This window comes from Blastococcus sp. SYSU D00868 (assembly GCF_054050575.1).
The window spans coordinates 164,570-181,434 of sequence record NZ_JBJGZO010000006.1 but is presented as its reverse complement, the minus strand read 5'-3'; the positions used below and the strand labels follow the sequence as shown (position 1 = coordinate 181,434).

Here is a 16,865-nt window from a genome sequence, read left to right as displayed (position 1 = left end):
GGCCGGTGACGCCGACCGGTGTCGCCGTTCCCGGGCGTCGGCGCGGGGCGGCCGGTCGGTCAGCCGGTCGCGGTGCGCGCGCCCGGGTGCCCTGGAACCCGTGCGGCGGCAGCTGCTCGGTGGCCGGGCGCGTCCCGGACGCGCGTCACGCCGTCCCGGAGACCAGGGCGAGCAGGCCGGCCTCGTCGAGGAGGTCGACCGGGCGGACGGTCTCCCGCGCCGCGACGTGGTGGAAGCCGGCGCTGACCCGCTCGACGGGCACGCCGGTCAGCCGGGCCCAGCCCAGCCGGTAGGCGGCCAGCTGCACCCCGGCGGCGGCCAGCTCGGCACCCCGCGGCGGCGGGCCGGTCTTCCAGTCGATCACCTCGAAGCCGCCGTCCCCGTCGGCGAAGACCGCGTCGATCCGGCCGCGCAGGGTCAGCGGGCCCAACGGCGTCTCGAACGGCACCTCGACCTCCACCGGCTGCCGGTCGGCCCACTCGCTGGCCAGGAACGCCTCCTGCAGGTCGGCCAGGGAACTGTCCGGCACCGCGAGCTCGTCGCCGGAGCCGGGCAGCTCGTCGAGGTCGAGCAGCCGGGAGGCGCCGAACCGCTCCTCCAGCCAGGCGTGGAAGGCGGTGCCCCGGCGGGCCTGCGGCGCGGGCGCGGCGGGCATCGGCCGGCGCAGCCGGCGGGCCAGCTCCGCGGGGTCGCGGCGGAGGGTGACCAGCGCCGACACCGACAGGTGCGAGGGCAGCGGCACGTCCACCTGCGGGCGGTCGGTGCGCGCCCGCTCGCGCAGCAGCAGGTCGGCGTCGCGCACCCAGGAGTCGACCAGCTCGTCCCCGTCGCCCAGCCGGGCGGCGTCCAGCGGGTGCGGCTCGGAGGCGGCGACCAGCTCGGCGGCGGCGGTCAGCGCGCGGCGGCGCGGCTCGGACAGCGGGTCGGCGGGCCAGACCCCGACCGGCCACTCCTCGAGCGCGGGGTTGGTCGCCCCCTCGGCCGGCGGCTCGGCCCAGGAGACGACGACCCCGGCGCCGGCGGAGCAGGCGCGGCGCGCGGTGTCCAGCAGCACCGACGGGCCGCACGGCTTCACCCCGTCGCGCCACCAGCTGCCCGAGCACAGCAGCAGGTGCCGGGCCCGGGTGACCGCGACGTAGCCGATGCGGATCTCCTCGCCGAGCCCGAACTCCTTCCACTCGGCGACGTAGTCCTCCAGCGCCGCCTTGACCACGGCCTGGTCGCCCGAGCCGGGCACGGGCAACCGCAGCCGGGGCAGCTCCTCGCGGTCGGTGAGCCGCAGGTCGACCGGGATCGAGCCCGGGTCCTTCACCCACGAGTCGCTGCTGTCGGTGCGGGCGGGGAACTGGTCGGCGGTCATCCCGGGGACGGCGACGACGTCCCACTCCAGCCCCTTGGCCGAGTGCGCGGTGAGCAGCTGCACCGCCTCGGGGTTGACCGCGACCTCGCCGGGCTCCAGGCCGCGCTCGCGCTCCTCGGCGTCGCGCAGGTAGCCGAGGAAGGCCGGCAGCGACGGCAGCTCGGCCAGCTCGGTGAACTCGGCGGCGACGGAGTGCAGCGCGTCCAGGTGCGCCCGCGCGCCGGCGGGGCTGACCCCGGGGGCGCTGGCCAGCTCGGTCTCCAGGCCCAGCGTGCGGGCCACCTCGTCGACCAGGTCGGGCAGCGGGTCGCCCATCCGCGCGCGCAGTCGGTCGAGCTCCGCGCCCAGCCGGCGCAGCCGGCGCCAGGCCGCGGCGGAGTAGGCCGACGCGTCGCCCAGGTCGTCGAGGGCCTCGACGATGCTGCCCCGCTCGGTCGGCGGCTCGGGCGCGGCGGCCTCCCCGGCGGCCCCGGCTCCCCCGGCGGTGGGCCGCTCGGGGCGGCGGGCGTGCACCAGTGCCCGGGCCCGGGCCTCGAGCGCGGCCAGGTCGCGGGGACCGATCCGCCACCGGGCGCCGGTCAGCAGCCGGCCCAGCGCGTCGCCGGCGGTCGGGTCGACGAGCACGGTCAGCGTGGCGACGACGTCGGACACCTCGGGCACCTCGAGCAGCCCGCCGAGGCCCACGACCTCGACCGGCAGGTCGCGCTCGCGCAGCGCCGCGGCGATGGCGGACAGCTGCTTGCGGGTGCGGACCAGGACGGCGACGGTGGGCCGCCGCCCGTCCTCCCGGGGCGGGAACTGCGGGTCGGTGCCGTGCCAGCAGGCGGCGAGCCGGTCGGCGAGCGCGGCGTTCTCCTCGGCGACGGTCTCGTACAGCCCGACGCCGACCGCGCCGCGGCCGGCGGTGGGGGCCGGCGCCAGGTCGGGCAGCGCCTGCGGCGGGGGCGGCAGCAGCCCGGAGACGGCGTTGGCGATCGCCAGCACGGACTCGTCGTTGCGCCAGCTGGTGGCGAGCGTGAGCCGCTGCGCCGGCCGGCCGCGGGCGCCGGGGAACGTGCGGGCGAAGCGCTCGATGGTGCCGGCCGAGGCGCCCCGCCAGCCGTAGATGGACTGCCGGGGGTCGCCGACGGCGAGCACCGGGTGGCCGGTGGTCCGGCCGAACAGCGCCTCGAGCATGCGCAGCTGGCCGACGCTGGTGTCCTGGTACTCGTCGAGCAGCACGACCTGCCAGCGGGCCCGCTCGCGGCGGCCGACCTCGGGGGCGGCGACGGCGATGCGGGCGGCGGAGCTGACCTGGTCGGCGTAGTCGATGGCGCCGGCCGCGCGCTTGCGCGCCTCGAACGCCTCGACCAGCGGCAGCAGCGCGACCCGCGCCCGCTGCCGGGTCAGCATCTCCAGCACCGGCGCGTACGGGCCCTTCTTGCGCGGCGCGTCGGGATAGCCGCCGATCTGGTGCTCGAGCTTCGTCGTCCAGGCGCGCAGCGCGGCGGGGGTCACGTCGTGCTCGCCCAGCTCGGCGGCCAGCGCCAGGACGTCCTCGACGGTGGAGACGAGCCCGAGCGGCACGTCGTCCATGTCGCCGGTGTAGCCGGTGACGACGGTGGCCGCCTGGCCCCAGCACATGGCCGGGCCGAGCACGCCGGCGCCGGGCTCCACGCCGATCCGCAGCCCGTGCTCGGAGACCAGGGACGCGGCGTACCCGTGGTAGGTGGAGACGGTCGGCATGGCGATCGCCAGGCGGTCCCGCAGCTCGGGCTCGGTCTCCGGGTGCCGGGCCAGGGCGCCCAGCCGCATCCGGATCCGCTCGTTGAGCTCGCTGGCGGCCTTGCGGGTGAAGGTCAGGCCGAGGATCGCCTCGGGCTCGACCACCCGGTTGGCGACCAGCCACGACACCCGGGCGGCCATCGTCTCGGTCTTGCCCGACCCGGCGCCGGCGACGACCACCAGCGGCCGGTCGGCGGGCGCGGCGACCACGCGCGCCTGCTCGTCGGAGGGCGCGTAGGACAGCCCGCAGCGCGCGGCGACCTCCGCCGGGGTCAGCACCCGGCGCGGAGCGGGGGCCGGCTCGCCGGCGCCGCCGAACAGGTCGTCGAACGAGAGCTGGTCCTCGGCGGCGGTCGAGCGGGACCTCACGACGTCACCTGCCGGCCGCGCTCCTGCAGCGGGCAGTTGCGGCGGGCGGGGCAGCGGGAGCAGTGCGAGCCGGTGCGCACCTCGAACGTCGCCGCGCCCATGCCCTCCCCCACCTGCGCGAGCAGCTCGCCGGCCCAGGTCTGCTCGACCGGGACGCCGGGCGGCAGCGGCGGCTGGTGCTGCTCCTTGGCCTTGGCACCGGTGCCCACCTGCAGCAGGGCCGCGCCGCCGGCCTCGCTGCCGTGCTCGCCGAAGGCCCCCGCCGCGATCGCCACCTGGTAGGCGGCCAGCTGGCCGTGGGTCTCGACCTCCCGCGGCGCGCTCTTGCCGGTCTTGAGGTCGACGACGACCAGCCGCCCCTCGGCGTCGCGCTCCAGCCGGTCGACCTGGCCGCGGATGCGGGCCCGGCCCAGGACGACGTCGAACTCCGCCTCGGCGGCGACCAGCTGCCGGGCGTTGGCGGCGTGCCAGCGCAGGAACCGGTCGAGCATGTCGTGCGCGGCGACCCGCTGCCGCTGGTCGGACCAGCCCGGCCCCAGGTCGAGCTGGTCGAGCTCGGCGGCCAGCGCGGTCCGCGCCTCGGCGGCCGGCAGCCCGTCGGCCACCCGCTGGGCCACGGCGTGCACGGCCGAGCCGACGGTGCGGGTCGCGTCCGGCGAGGCCTCCGCGCCGACCGCGCCGAGCACCCAGCGCAGCGGGCAGCGCTGGAAGGTCTCGATGGCCGAGGGGCGGACCCGCACGGTCAGCTCCTCGGGCACCAGGGGCGCGTCGTCCGACAGCGGGGCCAGCCCCCACCAGTCCTCCGGCGCGGCGCCGGGGACGCCCTCGTCGGCCAGCCGGCGCAGCACGGCGGCCGCGGCCGACCGGCGGGCCGGCGGGGTGTGCGGGTCGGCGACCGCCCGGCGCAGCTCGGCGACCAGCGCGGGCAGGGTCAGCGAACGCGGCAGCGGGGTCAGCGGCCGGCCGTCCTCCGGCGGCGGCGAGACGAGGTCGAGGAAGCGGGAGGCGGTCGCGCCGGCGTCGGCGCCGTCGAGGGCGCCCTCCACCGCGGTGACGACCAGCCGGCGTCGGGCGCGGGTGCAGGCGACGTAGAACAGCCGCCGCTCCTCGGCCAGCGCCAGGGTCCGCCGGTCGACCGCGGCGCCGTCGATGCCGGCGGCGCGCTCCACGAGCAGCTCCGTGGCCAGCAGCGACCCGCGGTCGCGCAGGTCCGGCCAGACGCCCTCCTGCACGCCGGCGACGACCACGACGTCCCACTCCAGCCCCTTGCTGGCGTGCGCGGTGAGCACCCGCACCGCCTCGGGGGTGGCGGCCCGGGCGGCGCCGGTGTCGCCGGGCAGCTCCTGGGCGGCGAGGTGCTCGACGAAGGCCCGCACGTCGGCCGAGGGCAGCCGGTCGACGAAGCCGGCGGCGGCGTCGAACAGCGCGACGACGGCGTCGAGGTCCCGGTCGGCGACCGCGCCGGCCGCCCCTCCGGCGGCACTGGCCCGCGCCCACCGGCCGGCCAGCCCGCTGCGCTGCCACATGGCCCACAGCACGTCCTCGGCGGTGCCGCCGGTGCCCAGGGCGGCCCGGCCGGCGGCCAGCACGCCGGCGACCCGGGCAGCGGGGCGCGCCACGTGCTCGGGCAGCTCGGCGAGCAGGAACTCGTCGGTCAGCGCCGTGGCCAGCGGCACGCCCCGCTCCGCGGCGTCCACCCCCCGGCGGGCCAGCGCGATGCGCACCGCGCGGCGCAGCCGGCGCAGGTCGAGCACCGTGGCCCCGCCCAGCGGCGAGGCCAGCAGCGCCTCGGCGGCGGGCTCGTCCAGCGGCAGCTCGCCCTCGGCGACCCCCGGCCGGGGCAGCAGCACGGTGAGCGCGCCGAGGAACGGGGCGACCGCGGGCTGGGCGTGCAGCGGCAGGTCGTCGGCGGAGACCGCGACCGGCACCCCGGCGGAGGTCAGCGCGCGGCGCAGCGGGGCCAGCGCGAGCGCCGTCCGCACCACCACGGCCATCTCCGACCACGGCACGCCGTCGAGCAGGTGCGCGCGGCGCAGGGCGTCGGCGACGTAGGCGGCCTCGACCGACGTCGACCCGAAGACGTGCACCTCCGCCGTGCCCGGGTCGGTGTGCTCCCCCGGCGTCAGCCGCCGGTGCTCCCACGGCCCGGGCAGCCCCTCCGCCACCCGGCGGCTGAGCGCCAGCAGCTCGGCGCCCGAGCGCCGGCAGACCCCCAGCGACAGGCGGGCGGCGGGCCGGCCGTCGGCGTGCCGGAAGCGCTCGGGGAACTCGACGATGCCGCGCGGCTCGGCGCCGCGGAACGCGTAGATGGCCTGGTCGGGGTCGCCGACGGCGACCAGGTCCCCGCCGCCGCCGGCGAGCAGCTCGAGCAGCTCCACCTGGGCGGGGTCGGTGTCCTGGTACTCGTCGACGAACAGCCAGCGGGCGCGCTCGCGCTCCTGGCGCAGCAGCTCGGGGTCGGCCGCCAGCTCGGCGATCGCGGCGCGGACCAGCTCCGCCGGGTCGTAGCCGGAGGCGTCGCCGCGGCCGGCGGTGGAGAACGCGGTGACCGCCTCGTACTGCTCCTGGAAGGCCGCGGCGTGCACCCACGCGTCGTGCCCGAGCTCGCGGCCCCACGCGGCCAGCACGTCGGGGCCCACCCCCCGCTCGGTCGCGCGCAGCAGCAGGTCGCGCAGCTCCGTGCGGAACCCGGCCGTGGTGAGCGCCGGGGTCAGCTCCTCGGGCCAGCGGACCGCGCCCTCCTCGGCGAGGTCGCCGCGGAGCAGCTCGGCGACGACCGCGTCCTGCTCGGCGGCGGTCAGCAGCCGGGGCGGGGCCTCGCCGCGCAGCAGCGCCGCCCGGCGCAGCACCCCGTAGGCGTAGGAGTGGAAGGTGCGCGCCAGCGGCTCGCGGATGGTGCGGGCCACCCGGGCGGTGATCCGCGTGCGCAGCTCGGCGGCGGCCTTCCGGCTGAACGTCAGGACCAGGATCTGCTCCGGGTCGACGCCGCGGTCGATGCGGGCGGCGACCGCCTCGACGATGGTCGTCGTCTTCCCGGTGCCCGGGCCGGCGAGCACGAGCAGCGGGCCGCCCGGGTGGTCCACCACCGCCTGCTGGGTCGGGTCCAGCCGCGGCCGGACCGCCGGCGCCGCGTCGGCCTGCACGAGCCGGTAGACCGGCTCGACGTCCCCCCGCACTGCCACGCACCGATGGAAGCACGGGCCGCCGACAGTCCCGGGGACCCGCAGGTCCGGCGGCGTCAGACCGCGACGAGCCCCCACGGCGCGGCGGCGACGTCGTCGGCCTCGGCACGGGTCAGCGTCCCGACGGCCACCAGCCGGTCCAGCACGTGCGCCTGCCGGGCGGCCGCCCGCTCGGGGTGCCGCAGCGGGTCGTAGGCGCTGGGCGCCTGCAGCAGCCCGGCCAGCAACGTCGCCTGCGCCCACGACAGCTCGTCCGGCGCCAGGCCGAAGTAGCCCTCGCTCGCGGCGGCCACGCCGTGGAAGCCGTGCCCGAGGTAGGCGGCGTCCAGGTACATCCGCAGCAGGTCGGCCTTGCTCCAGTGCGCGTCGAGCTTCACGGCCAGGACGACGGACCGGGCCCGGGCCAGCGGGTCGTCGGCGCCGTCCTCGTACAGGTTCTTGGCCAGCTGCTGCGGCAGCGTCGACCCGCCCAGGTCGCGGCCGGTGACCACGCCCCACGGGGCGCGCAGCGCGCCGCGCCAGTCGACGCCGACGTGGCCGGCGAAGCGGCTGTCCTCGGTGGCCAGCACCGCCAGGGCCACCCGATCGGGCAGCTCGCCGGTCAGCGCCGGGGCGCCGTGCGCGGCCAGCAGCGCGTCCACCCGCGCGCGGGCGTCGCCCACACCGGGGGTGGCCAGCCACGCCGCGGCGCCGACGAGGACGGCGAGGACCAGCCCGACCAGGCCGGCCGCCCCGGCCCTCCGCAGCAACCGGACGCCCCGGACTCGGCGGGGCGACGGGGACGGCGAGAGGACGGTGGGCTCCATGCCGACAGTCCATCGCCGCAGGTCAGGTCGGCGCGTCGGCCCGGAGGACGATCATGGCCGGCGCCGGCGTCCGACCCCGGGGGGACGGCGGGTCAGTCCGGCCAGCCCACGGCGGCCAGGTCGACCCGGCCGCCGCGCACCGGCACGCCCTCGCCGGCCAGCAGCTCCAGCTGCCGCGCGCGCACCGGCTCGGCCGCCGTCCCGTCGGCCCGGACCACCCGGAACCAGGGCACCGCTCCCCCGCCGGAGCTCAGCGCGCGGGCCACCCGCCGCGGGCCCACGCCGACCAGCCGGCCGATCGCGCCGTAGGTGCTCACCCGGCCCGGCGGGATGGCCTCGACGGCGTCGTACACCGCCTCGTCGACGTCGGCCGGGTCCTGCCGCGCGCCCGGCGCCCGGTCCTGGGCGGGCACCGCGTCAGGCCCGGCGCCCGTACCGGGCGAGCACCCGCGCCTGCTCGGAGGCGCCGGCCGGCGCCTCGAGCGGCGGGTCGAACAGGCCGGGCCAGCCCTCGGCGGGCAGCCGGTCGCCGAGGACGGCCGCGGCGCCCAGCAGCGCGGGGTCGATCCGCTCGTCCCCGCCGGTCGCCCGGGCGAGGTCCCAGCCGTGGACGACGAGGTCGGCGGTGAGCTCCTCCAGGTACTCGCGCACCGGCGTCGGCCCGCGGTACAGGTGCACCGTGCCGGCCAGGTCGGTGGTGGCCAGCGCGGACAGGGCGGCGTCGGCGGCGGTCTCCCAGGCGGTGAGGGGGTCGTCGCCGAGCAGGGCCGCGGTGTCGTGCGAGAAGCGGGGCTCGACCAGGTCGGCCGGGTCGCCGGCCAGCAGGTCGGGGATCCAGCGGGCCTCGTCGACCAGGTGGGCCACCAGGTCGGCGACGGTCCAGCCGGGCAGGGCCTCGGCGTCCCACTGGCCGGCCTCCACGGCGTCGACCCGGTCGGTGAAGGCGTTCTGGGCGCGCTGGAACAGCTCGAGCATCGCGGCGTCGGTCGGCACGGGCCCAGTCAACCGCGCGGCGCCGACACGACGAAGGGCCCGGCTCCCCGCGGGGGGCCGGGCCCTTCGTGCGCCGCTCAGTAGGTGGGCAGCGCCTTGTCGATGCGCGTCGCCCAGGCGGTCACGCCGCCCTGGACGTGGACGGCGTCCTTGAAGCCGGCGTTCTTGACCGCCGCGAGCACCTCGGCGGAGCGGACGCCGGTCTTGCAGTGCAGCACGATCGGCTTGTCCTGCGGCAGCCGCGACAGGGCCCGGCCGGACAGCAGCTCGTCCTTGGGGATCAGCGTCGCGCCGGGGATCGAGACGATCTCGTACTCGTTGGGCTCCCGGACGTCGATCAGCTCGAAGTCCTTGCCGGCGTCCATCATGTCCTTGAGCTCGTCGACGGTGATCGTCGAGCCGGCCGCGGCCTCCTGGGCCTCGGTGGAGACGACGCCGCAGAAGGTCTCGTAGTCGATGAGGCCGGTGATCGGCTCGCCCTCGGGGTCCTTGCGCACCTTGATCGTGCGGAAGGTCATCTCCAGGGCGTCGTAGACCATCAGCCGGCCGAGCAGGGTCTCGCCGATGCCGGTGATCAGCTTGACCGCCTCGGTGGCCTGGATGGCGCCGATGGTCGCGCAGAGCACGCCGAGCACGCCGCCCTCGGCGCAGCTGGGCACCATGCCGGGCGGCGGCGGCACCGGGTACAGGTCGCGGTAGTTGGGCCCGTGCTCGTCCCAGAAGACCGACACCTGGCCGTCGAAGCGGTAGATGGAGCCCCACACGTAGGGCTTGCCGAGGAGCACGCAGGCGTCGTTGACCAGGTAGCGCGTGGCGAAGTTGTCCGTGCCGTCGACGATGAGGTCGTACTGGCTGAAGATCTCCAGCACGTTGTCGCTGTCCAGGCGCGTCTCGTGCAGCCGGACGTCGACGTAGGGGTTGATCTCCTTGATGGAGTCCCGCGCGCTCTCGGCCTTGGACCGGCCGACGTCGGAGGCGCCGTGGATGATCTGGCGCTGCAGGTTCGACTCGTCGACGACGTCGAACTCGACGATGCCCAGCGTGCCGACGCCCGCGGCGGCCAGGTACATCAGCACCGGCGACCCCAGCCCGCCGGCGCCGACGGCCAGCACCTTGGCGTTCTTGAGCCGCTTCTGCCCGTCCATCCCGACGTCGGGGATGATCAGGTGGCGGCTGTAGCGGCGGACCTCGTCGATCGACAGCTCGGCGGCGGGCTCCACCAGCGGTGGCAGGGACACGCTTGCTCCTCGGGTTCGCGGACAGCGGCCCCACGGGGCCGGCGTTCGTTCGTCCAACAGCGTCCCAGAGCCAGTTCTTCCCCCCGCCGCGAGGCGGCTGGAGCCGCGCCGGCGCCGCTCCGGCCGCGCCGCGGCCCGGCTCTCCGGGCCGCCGCGCGGCTCAGGCCGTCACGGGTAGGGCCAGGGGTTCTTCAGGCAGCCCTCGAGGCCGAGCGTCTGCTGCTGCATGACGGGGGCGACCTGGCCGGGGCCGGGGCACTGCTGGTGGCCGTTGCCGAGCGCGTGGCCGACCTCGTGGTTGACGACGTAGAGGCGGTAGGTGGCGACGTCGCCCTGGTAGTCGGGGACGGCGGTCTCCCACCGGGCGAGGTTGATGACGGCGCGGTCGCCGTACCGGCACGAGGTGTAGCCGCCGGTGCCCACGCCGGGGCAGTAGGTCTCCATGTTGCCGGGGCTGATCAGGGTCACCTTGAAGTCGAACTGCCCGGCGGCGGCCTCGTCGACGCCGACCCGCTGGAACGACATCCGCCCGCCGTTGCCCCACCCGCGCGGGTCGGCCAGCGTCGCCTCCACCGCGGTGGCGAAGGCGGCGCCGTCCACCCCGATGCCGTCCTCCACCTCGACGACGTAGCGGCGCAGCGGTCCGGTGCCGTACACCGGCGAGGCGCCCGGGACGACGGTGACCGTGCCGGCGCCCCGCTCGACGTAGGTGGTGGGCGCGGGCACGGACGGCGTGGCGGTCGGCGCGGACTCGCCCTCGGCGGGGCCGGTCGGCTCCGGCGTGCCCGGGCCGACGGCGGCGTCGGCGGTCGGGCCGGCCGACGCCGACGCCGAGGCGGACGCCGGCGGCGACGCGGATGCCGACGCCGCGCGCGACGGCGTGCCCCCGTCGCGGGCGAGGTCGACCAGGGTCAGCAGCGTCGCGATCGTGAGCAGCGGGATCGCGTAGGCCCGCCACCCGTGGCGGCGGACGAAGCGGCGCAGCCGTCCCGGGGGCGGTCCGCCACGCGGCCGTGCCGGGGTGCGGGCCGGGCCGGCCGCGGCGCGGGACCCGGCCGGACGCTCGGCGGCGCGGGGGTCCAGGGGCCGCGGGCCGGGCACACGGGGTCCGGTCCCCCGGGGGTCGGCGGCCGGGCGGTCCTCACCGGGCACGCGCGGGCGGGCGGCGGCGGAGCGGGGCGGCAGCGGCGGCCGGGGTGGCGGCGGGCGGCGTCCGGCCGGCGGCGGCACCCGCGGCGCCCGGCGGGCGGCGTCCTCGGCACCGGGTCGCCGGCCCCCGGACCGACCCCCGGCCGGCGGTGCTGCCACGGCACCCCTCCCGCGGATCGTCGGTCTGCCGGCCGGTCGGCGGCCACTCGACAGACTCTCACGATCACGCCCCGTGAGGGCAGCCCGCGTCGGAGGCGAGGCGTGTCGGCGACGCCCCGCGCGGGGCTAGCGCGCGGCGGCGTCCTCGACCATCCCGAGGACGGCCCGCGCGGTCTCCTCCGGCGCCTCGAGCATGGCCACGTGCCCCACCCCGGGCAGGAGCAGCAAGCGGGCACCGGGCACCGTCCGGGCCAGCCGCGGCGCCAGCGCCGGGTCGACCAGGCGGTCGCGGTCCCCCCAGACCACGAGGGTGGGCACGCGCAGCGACCGCGCCATCCGCCACGCGTTGGCCGCACCCACGCGCAGATAGGAGGTCATGAGCCCGCGCATGCTGCGGGCCAGCGCCCGGTGCGCCCAGGCCTGCTCGGCCCGCTCGCGCATCTCGTCGAGCGCCTGCGCCAGCCGCTGCCGCGGGATCCGCGACGGGTCGCCGAAGCACATCGCGACCATGCCGCGCACCTGCTGCTCGGGGGTCACCCCCGCGAGCCGGCGCTCGGCCAGCGTGGGCACGCCGGGCACGAGCAGCAGCAGGAGGGCCGGGCTGAACGCCCGCGGCACCCGGTAGACCGGCATCGCCGGGGACACCAGGGTCAGGGTGGCCACCAGGTCCGGACGGCGGGCCGCGACGATCAGGCTCACCAGGCCGCCCAGGGAGTTGCCGAGCAGGTGCACCGGCCGGCCGGCCGCCTCCCCCGGCTCGGCGACCACCCGCTCCAGCACGTCGATCACGGCCTGCACGTGCCCGCGGATGGAGTAGGAGCCCCGCGGCGGGTGGCTGCGGCCGAAGCCGGGCAGGTCGACGGCCCAGCCCTCCATCCGGACGGCGAGCAGCCCGGCGAGGTCGGTCCAGTTGGTCGAGGCGCCGCCGAGGCCGTGCACGTAGACGGCGCGCTCGCGGGGCGCGCCGGCGTCCGTCCCGTCGACCGGGCCACGCCACGGGGTGCACCGGACGAACACCTCGCCGCCCCGGACCGGCACCGGCCCGCCGGGCCACGCCGGGGAGTCGGGGTCCACCGGGGGCAGCGCGACCTCCGACGGCCGGGCGGGGGCCGGCGGAGCGGCGACGGCGGCTCGGGGCACCGGGGAACGGTAAGCCTCTCCGCGTCGCGGCGCGCACCGGAGTGACCCGTCGGTAACATCCCCGGCGTCATGTCACTGTCGCGCCCGTCACCCGCCCCGCCCCGCCGGACCTCGCGCCTCCCGCGGGGCGCACGCCGCCTCCAGCTGCTGCAGGCGGCGCAGGAGGTGTTCGTGGCCCAGGGCTTCCACGCCGCGGCCATGGACGACATCGCCGACCGGGCCGGGGTCAGCAAGCCGGTCCTGTACCAGCACTTCCCCGGCAAGCGGGAGCTGTACCTGGCGCTGCTGGAGCTGCAGGTCACGGAGCTCACCGACCGGGTGCGCCAGGCGATGGCCGGCACCGCGGACAACCGCGAGCGCGTCGACGGCGCCGTGGGCGCCTACTTCGACTTCATCGACGCCGAGGGCGAGGCGTTCCGGCTGGTCTTCGAGTCCGACCTGCGCAACGACGAGGACGTCCGCACGCTCGTCGACCGCGGCACGCGCGCCTGCGTCGAGGCGATCGCCGAGGTGATCGGCGCCGAGACCGGCGCCGACGACGAGCGCGCCCTGCTGCTGGCCTCCGGCCTGACCGGGCTGGCCGAGACCAGCGCCCGCTGGTGGCTGGCCCGGAAGGGCTCGGTCAGCCGCGACGAGGCGGTCACGTTCATGTCAGCGCTGGCCTGGCGCGGGATGTCCGGGTTCCCCCGCGTGGAGTCCGGCGACGCGTCGCACTGACGCCGGCGTTCGCTGACGGCGCAGCCGCGCGGCGGCTCCCGCCGGCCGCGGCTGGACTAGCGTGGTCGCCAGCAGTGCTACTCGAGGAGGCATCCGCGTGGAAGTCAAGATCGGTGTCCAACACTCCCCCCGGGAGCTGGTCATCGACAGCCCCAAGACGCCCGACGAGATCGCTGCCGACGTGGCCGCGGCCATGGCGGGCAGCACGAAGGACGGCCTGCTGACCCTGGAGGACGAGCGCGGCCGCCGCGTCGTCGTCCCGGTGGACCGGATCGCCTACGTGGAGATCGCCCCGGCCGACCAGCGCCGGGTGGGCTTCATCGCCGGCGCCTGACCCGCGACACGGCGCGCTCGGGGCGTCCTCTCCGCGGAGAGGGCGCCCCGAGCGCGTCCGGGGCCCGCGCGGCCCCGGCGGTCACGGCGCGGGCACCCGCTTCCTGGCGAGCTCGTCGCGCAGGGCCAGCGCCCGCCGCGGGTGGTTCGTCGTCACCAGCCAGGCCCGCTCGTCGCGCAGCCAGGCGCGCAGCTCGGCCGGGTCGTCGACGGTCCACACCAGCAGCGGCAGGCCGTGCCGATGCGCCCAGCGCGCACCCCAGAGCCGCGCCACCGTGCGGTGGCAGACGGCGAGGTTGGCTCCGGTGGCGCGCAGCCGGCGGCCGGGCAGCGCGTCGCCGAGCCGGCCGGTCAGGAGCCGGGCCAGCCCGCCCAGGCCGACGTCGCGGCTCAGGGACAGGCCCACCAGCAGCTCCACGGAGTTCTCGCGCGCCCACGCCCGGACTGCGGCGACGGCCTCGTCCTGCAGGCCCGTGACGAGGACGTCGCCGGCACCCAGCACGTCGACCACGTGCCGCACCAGCGCGACCTCGTGCGCGGGCGGCACCGGGTCGCCGGCCTCGGGCTCGGCCAGGAACTTCAGGTCCAGGTGCACCCCGGTCCGCCCGCGCAGCGCCTCGAGGGCGTCGTCCAGCAGCAGGGGGGTGCCGGCGAGGCGGGTGAACTCGTCGTACGTCAGCGCCGCGACGGGCACCCGCCGGTCGCCGTCCCGGACGTGCGCGTCGTGGAAGACGACGTAGACGCCGTCCCGGCACCGGCGGACGTCGACCTCGACGTACTCGCAGTCCATCGCGGCCGCCTCGCGCAGCGCCCCGAGCGTGTTCTCGCGCGCCCGGTCGGACCCGGCTCCGCCGCGATGGGCCGACACCAGGGGCAGCGGGCGGGTGGTCGTCGTCTGCTCCGGGCGCACGGCGACCACGGGTGCCCGGGCACCGGACGGCGGGACCGGCCGGTTCAGGGGTTGAGCCCCAGCGTCCGCATGCGGTCGGTGTGTGCGCTCGTGATCCGCTCGATCAGGCGGCCGATCCCGGACAGGTCGCCGGTGCCCGCCATGATCAGCCGGGCGAGCTCGTCCCGTTCGGCGATGACGGCCTGCGACTGGGTGATCGCCTCCCCGACCAGCCGCCGGCCCCACAGCGCCAGCCGGCCGGCCACCTTCTGGTTGGTCGCGATCGCCGCGCGGACCTCGCGGACGGCGAAGTCCGCGTGCCCGGTGTCGGCCATGACCTCCAGGATCAGCCCGCGGTCCGGCTCCGGGAGGAAGGCGGCGACCTCGCGGTAGAAGTCGGCCGCCAGCCCGTCGCCGACGTAGGCCTTGACCAGGCCCTCCAGCCAGGTCCGCGGCCGGGTGCTGGCGTGGAAGGCGTCGAGCGCGGCCACGAACGGGGTCATCGCCTCGGCCGGGTCGGCGCCGAGCTCGACCAGCCGCTCGGTGAGCCGCCCGTGGTGGGCGAGCTCCGCCGCGGCCATGCGGGCCAGCGCGGCGTGCCCGGACAGCGTGGGAGCCAGCCGGGCGTCCTCGGCCAGGCGGTCGAAGGCGGTCAGCTCGGCGTAGGCGAGCGCGCCCAGCAGGTCGACGACGGCGCGGGTCTCCACCGTGGTCACGCGGCTCCTCGGGTCGGCGGGAGCGGCCGGGCGTGCCCCCCGGAGGGGGACCCGACACGCTGCGGGAGGGAGGCTAACCGCCCCGCGCGCTAACATGGGGGTCGGTGGGCTCCTCCGCCCGCCTGATCCACGTGCGCTGACACGTCTTGGACGACGCCCCGAGCCGGCCCCCACCGGGCCCTCGGGGAAGTCTCCCGGGCGGCCCCCGCAGGGCCACGCCCGGTCCGCTGGCCGCGTCGGCGCTGGAGAGAGATCCGCGACAACCGACCGCGGAGCGGACCGCAGCGACGACACCGTCGTGCCGGTGCCCGCTCCCCCAGCAGACCGAGGCGAGAGCACTGACCTCCACCGACAGCACCCCCACCACCCCCGAGCTCGAGCACGCCGAGACCGGCGCGCCGGCACCGGAGCAGATCGAGCAGACCGTCGAGGAGCTCGGCGGCGCGCCGGTCGCCCCCGACAGCCCGCTGTTCAGCGACTTCGACGTGCACCCCGACATCGTCGCCGCGCTGGCCGACGTCGGGATCACCCGCACGTTCGCCATCCAGGAGCTCACCCTCCCCCTGGCGCTGGCCGGCAACGACCTCATCGGCCAGGCCCGCACCGGCACCGGCAAGACCCTCGGCTTCGGCGTCCCGCTGCTGCAGCGCGTCGTCCCGCCGGCCGAGGGCGGCGACGGCGTCCCGCAGGCGCTGGTCGTCGTCCCCACCCGTGAGCTGTGCGTGCAGGTCGCCCGCGACCTCGCCGCCGCCGGCACCCGCCGCGGCATCCGCGTGCAGGCCATCTACGGCGGCCGCGCGTTCGAGCCGCAGGTGGAGGCGCTGCAGTCCGGTGTCGAGGTCGTCGTCGGCACCCCGGGCCGGCTGCTGGACCTCGCCCAGCAGGGCCACCTGATCCTGGGCAAGGTCCGCGTGCTGGTCCTCGACGAGGCCGACGAGATGCTCGACCTGGGCTTCCTGCCCGACATCGAGCGGATCCTGGCGATGGTCCCCGAGCAGCGGCAGACCATGCTGTTCTCGGCCACGATGCCCGGGCCGATCGTGACGCTGTCCCGGTCGTTCATGACCCAGCCGACGCACATCCGGGCGCACGGCAACGACGAGGGCAGCACCGTCCCGCAGACGACGCAGTTCGTCTACCGGGCGCACAACCTGGACAAGCCCGAGCTGCTGGCCCGCGTGCTGCAGGCCCGCGACCGCGGCCTGGTGATGGTGTTCTGCCGCACCAAGCGCACCGCGCAGAAGGTCGCCGACGAGCTGGTCGAGCGCGGCTTCGCCGCGGCCGCCGTGCACGGCGACCTCGGCCAGGGCGCCCGCGAGCAGGCGCTGCGCGCGTTCCGCAGCGGCAAGGTGGACGTGCTGGTCGCCACCGACGTCGCCGCCCGCGGCATCGACGTCACCGGCGTCAGCCACGTCGTGAACTACCAGTGCCCCGAGGACGAGAAGACCTACGTGCACCGGATCGGCCGCACCGGCCGCGCCGGCAGCACCGGCGTCGCCGTCACGCTCGTCGACTGGGACGACATCCCGCGCTGGCAGCTGATCAACAAGGCGCTGGACCTCGACTTCACCGACCCGCCGGAGACCTACTCCACCTCGCCGTGGGTCTACAGCGACCTGGACGTGCCCGAGGGCGCCACCGGCCGCCTCCCCCGCTCGCAGCGCACCCGCGAGGGCCTGGACGCCGAGACCCTCGAGGACCTCGGCGAGACCGGCAAGCGCACCCGCTCCGGCGGCCGCGGCCCGGGCCGTGACGGCGGCTCCGCCGACGGCGCCGCCGAGGCCCCCGAGCGTCCCGCCGGCGCCCGCACGAGCCGGCCGCGCCGCCGCACCCGCGGCGGCGGCGCCGCGGCCGGGGCGGTCGCGGGCGACACCCCGCAGCCGTCCGCCGAGGAGGCGACCGGCTCCCCCGACGCCTCCGGCGGCGCGCCCGAGGCGTCCGGTGAGGGCGCGACCAAGCCGCGGCGTCGTCGCCGCCGCCGGGGCGGCTCCGGCCGCGGCGGCTCGGGCGGCGGCTCCGAGTCCGCCGCCTGATGGAGGACCACCCTCCT

General features: G+C 77.6%; 13 protein-coding genes. 3 read left to right on the top strand and 10 right to left on the bottom strand.

Going from position 1 to position 16,865, the window contains the following annotated elements:
• Positions 1-145: 145 nt before the first annotated feature.
• From ACI79F_RS07870 to ACI79F_RS07835, 8 genes are all read right to left on the bottom strand, one after another.
• A complete protein-coding gene (locus ACI79F_RS07870; RefSeq protein ID WP_456544570.1) occupies positions 146-3,493 on the bottom strand; it encodes an ATP-dependent helicase in 3,348 nt (1,115 codons plus the stop codon).
• Positions 3,490-6,675 (bottom strand): ATP-dependent helicase, encoded by a 3,186-nt coding sequence (locus ACI79F_RS07865; protein ID WP_456544571.1) that lies wholly within the window; start codon positions 6,673-6,675, stop codon positions 3,490-3,492. Before ACI79F_RS07865 ends, ACI79F_RS07870 begins: the two co-directional genes overlap by 4 nt.
• A 56-nt stretch (positions 6,676-6,731) precedes the next feature.
• Positions 6,732-7,481, bottom strand: a complete 750-nt coding sequence (locus ACI79F_RS07860; RefSeq protein WP_456544572.1) for a biosynthetic peptidoglycan transglycosylase — start codon at positions 7,479-7,481, stop codon at positions 6,732-6,734.
• A 92-nt stretch (positions 7,482-7,573) separates the two neighbouring features.
• Entirely contained in the window at positions 7,574-7,894 is a 321-nt protein-coding gene (locus ACI79F_RS07855; RefSeq protein ID WP_456544573.1) for an MGMT family protein, read from the bottom strand.
• A 4-nt stretch (positions 7,895-7,898) separates the two neighbouring features.
• Positions 7,899-8,474, bottom strand: coding sequence for a TIGR03086 family metal-binding protein (locus ACI79F_RS07850; RefSeq protein ID WP_456544574.1), 576 nt, complete (start codon positions 8,472-8,474; stop codon positions 7,899-7,901).
• Positions 8,475-8,551: 77 nt separating this feature from the next.
• A complete protein-coding gene (gene moeZ, locus ACI79F_RS07845; RefSeq protein ID WP_456544575.1) occupies positions 8,552-9,712 on the bottom strand; it encodes an adenylyltransferase/sulfurtransferase MoeZ in 1,161 nt (386 codons plus the stop codon).
• Between the two features lie 168 nt (positions 9,713-9,880).
• The gene (locus ACI79F_RS07840) at positions 9,881-10,813 is read right to left on the bottom strand and encodes a DUF3152 domain-containing protein (protein ID WP_456544576.1); all 933 of its coding nucleotides are present in this window, start codon (positions 10,811-10,813) and stop codon (positions 9,881-9,883) included.
• Positions 10,814-11,146: 333 nt separating this feature from the next.
• The gene (locus ACI79F_RS07835) at positions 11,147-12,160 is read right to left on the bottom strand and encodes an alpha/beta fold hydrolase (RefSeq protein ID WP_456544577.1); all 1,014 of its coding nucleotides are present in this window, start codon (positions 12,158-12,160) and stop codon (positions 11,147-11,149) included.
• A gap of 69 nt (positions 12,161-12,229) precedes the next feature.
• Between ACI79F_RS07835 and ACI79F_RS07830 the strand changes: the two genes are divergently transcribed.
• Together ACI79F_RS07830 and ACI79F_RS07825 are read left to right on the top strand one after the other, a co-directional pair.
• Complete coding sequence (locus ACI79F_RS07830; protein WP_456544578.1) at positions 12,230-12,877, top strand: TetR/AcrR family transcriptional regulator; 648 nt, start codon at positions 12,230-12,232, stop codon at positions 12,875-12,877.
• Positions 12,878-12,974: 97 nt separating this feature from the next.
• Entirely contained in the window at positions 12,975-13,211 is a 237-nt protein-coding gene (locus ACI79F_RS07825; protein WP_456544579.1) for a DUF3107 domain-containing protein, read from the top strand.
• A gap of 81 nt (positions 13,212-13,292) precedes the next feature.
• Here ACI79F_RS07825 and ACI79F_RS07820 read toward each other — a convergent pair whose 3' ends face one another.
• Positions 13,293-14,129 carry a glycerophosphodiester phosphodiesterase gene (locus tag ACI79F_RS07820; protein ID WP_456544580.1) on the bottom strand — a complete coding sequence of 279 codons (837 nt, stop codon included), beginning with the start codon at positions 14,127-14,129 and terminating at the stop codon, positions 13,293-13,295.
• 35 nt (positions 14,130-14,164) lie between these two features.
• Positions 14,165-14,815 (bottom strand): ferritin-like fold-containing protein, encoded by a 651-nt coding sequence (locus ACI79F_RS07815; protein ID WP_456544581.1) that lies wholly within the window; start codon positions 14,813-14,815, stop codon positions 14,165-14,167.
• Between the two features lie 146 nt (positions 14,816-14,961).
• On the opposite strand from ACI79F_RS07815, the gene ACI79F_RS07810 reads away from it, so the two are divergent.
• Positions 14,962-16,848, top strand: coding sequence for a DEAD/DEAH box helicase (locus ACI79F_RS07810; protein ID WP_456544582.1), 1,887 nt, complete (start codon positions 14,962-14,964; stop codon positions 16,846-16,848).
• The last annotated feature ends 17 nt before the right edge of the window (positions 16,849-16,865 follow it).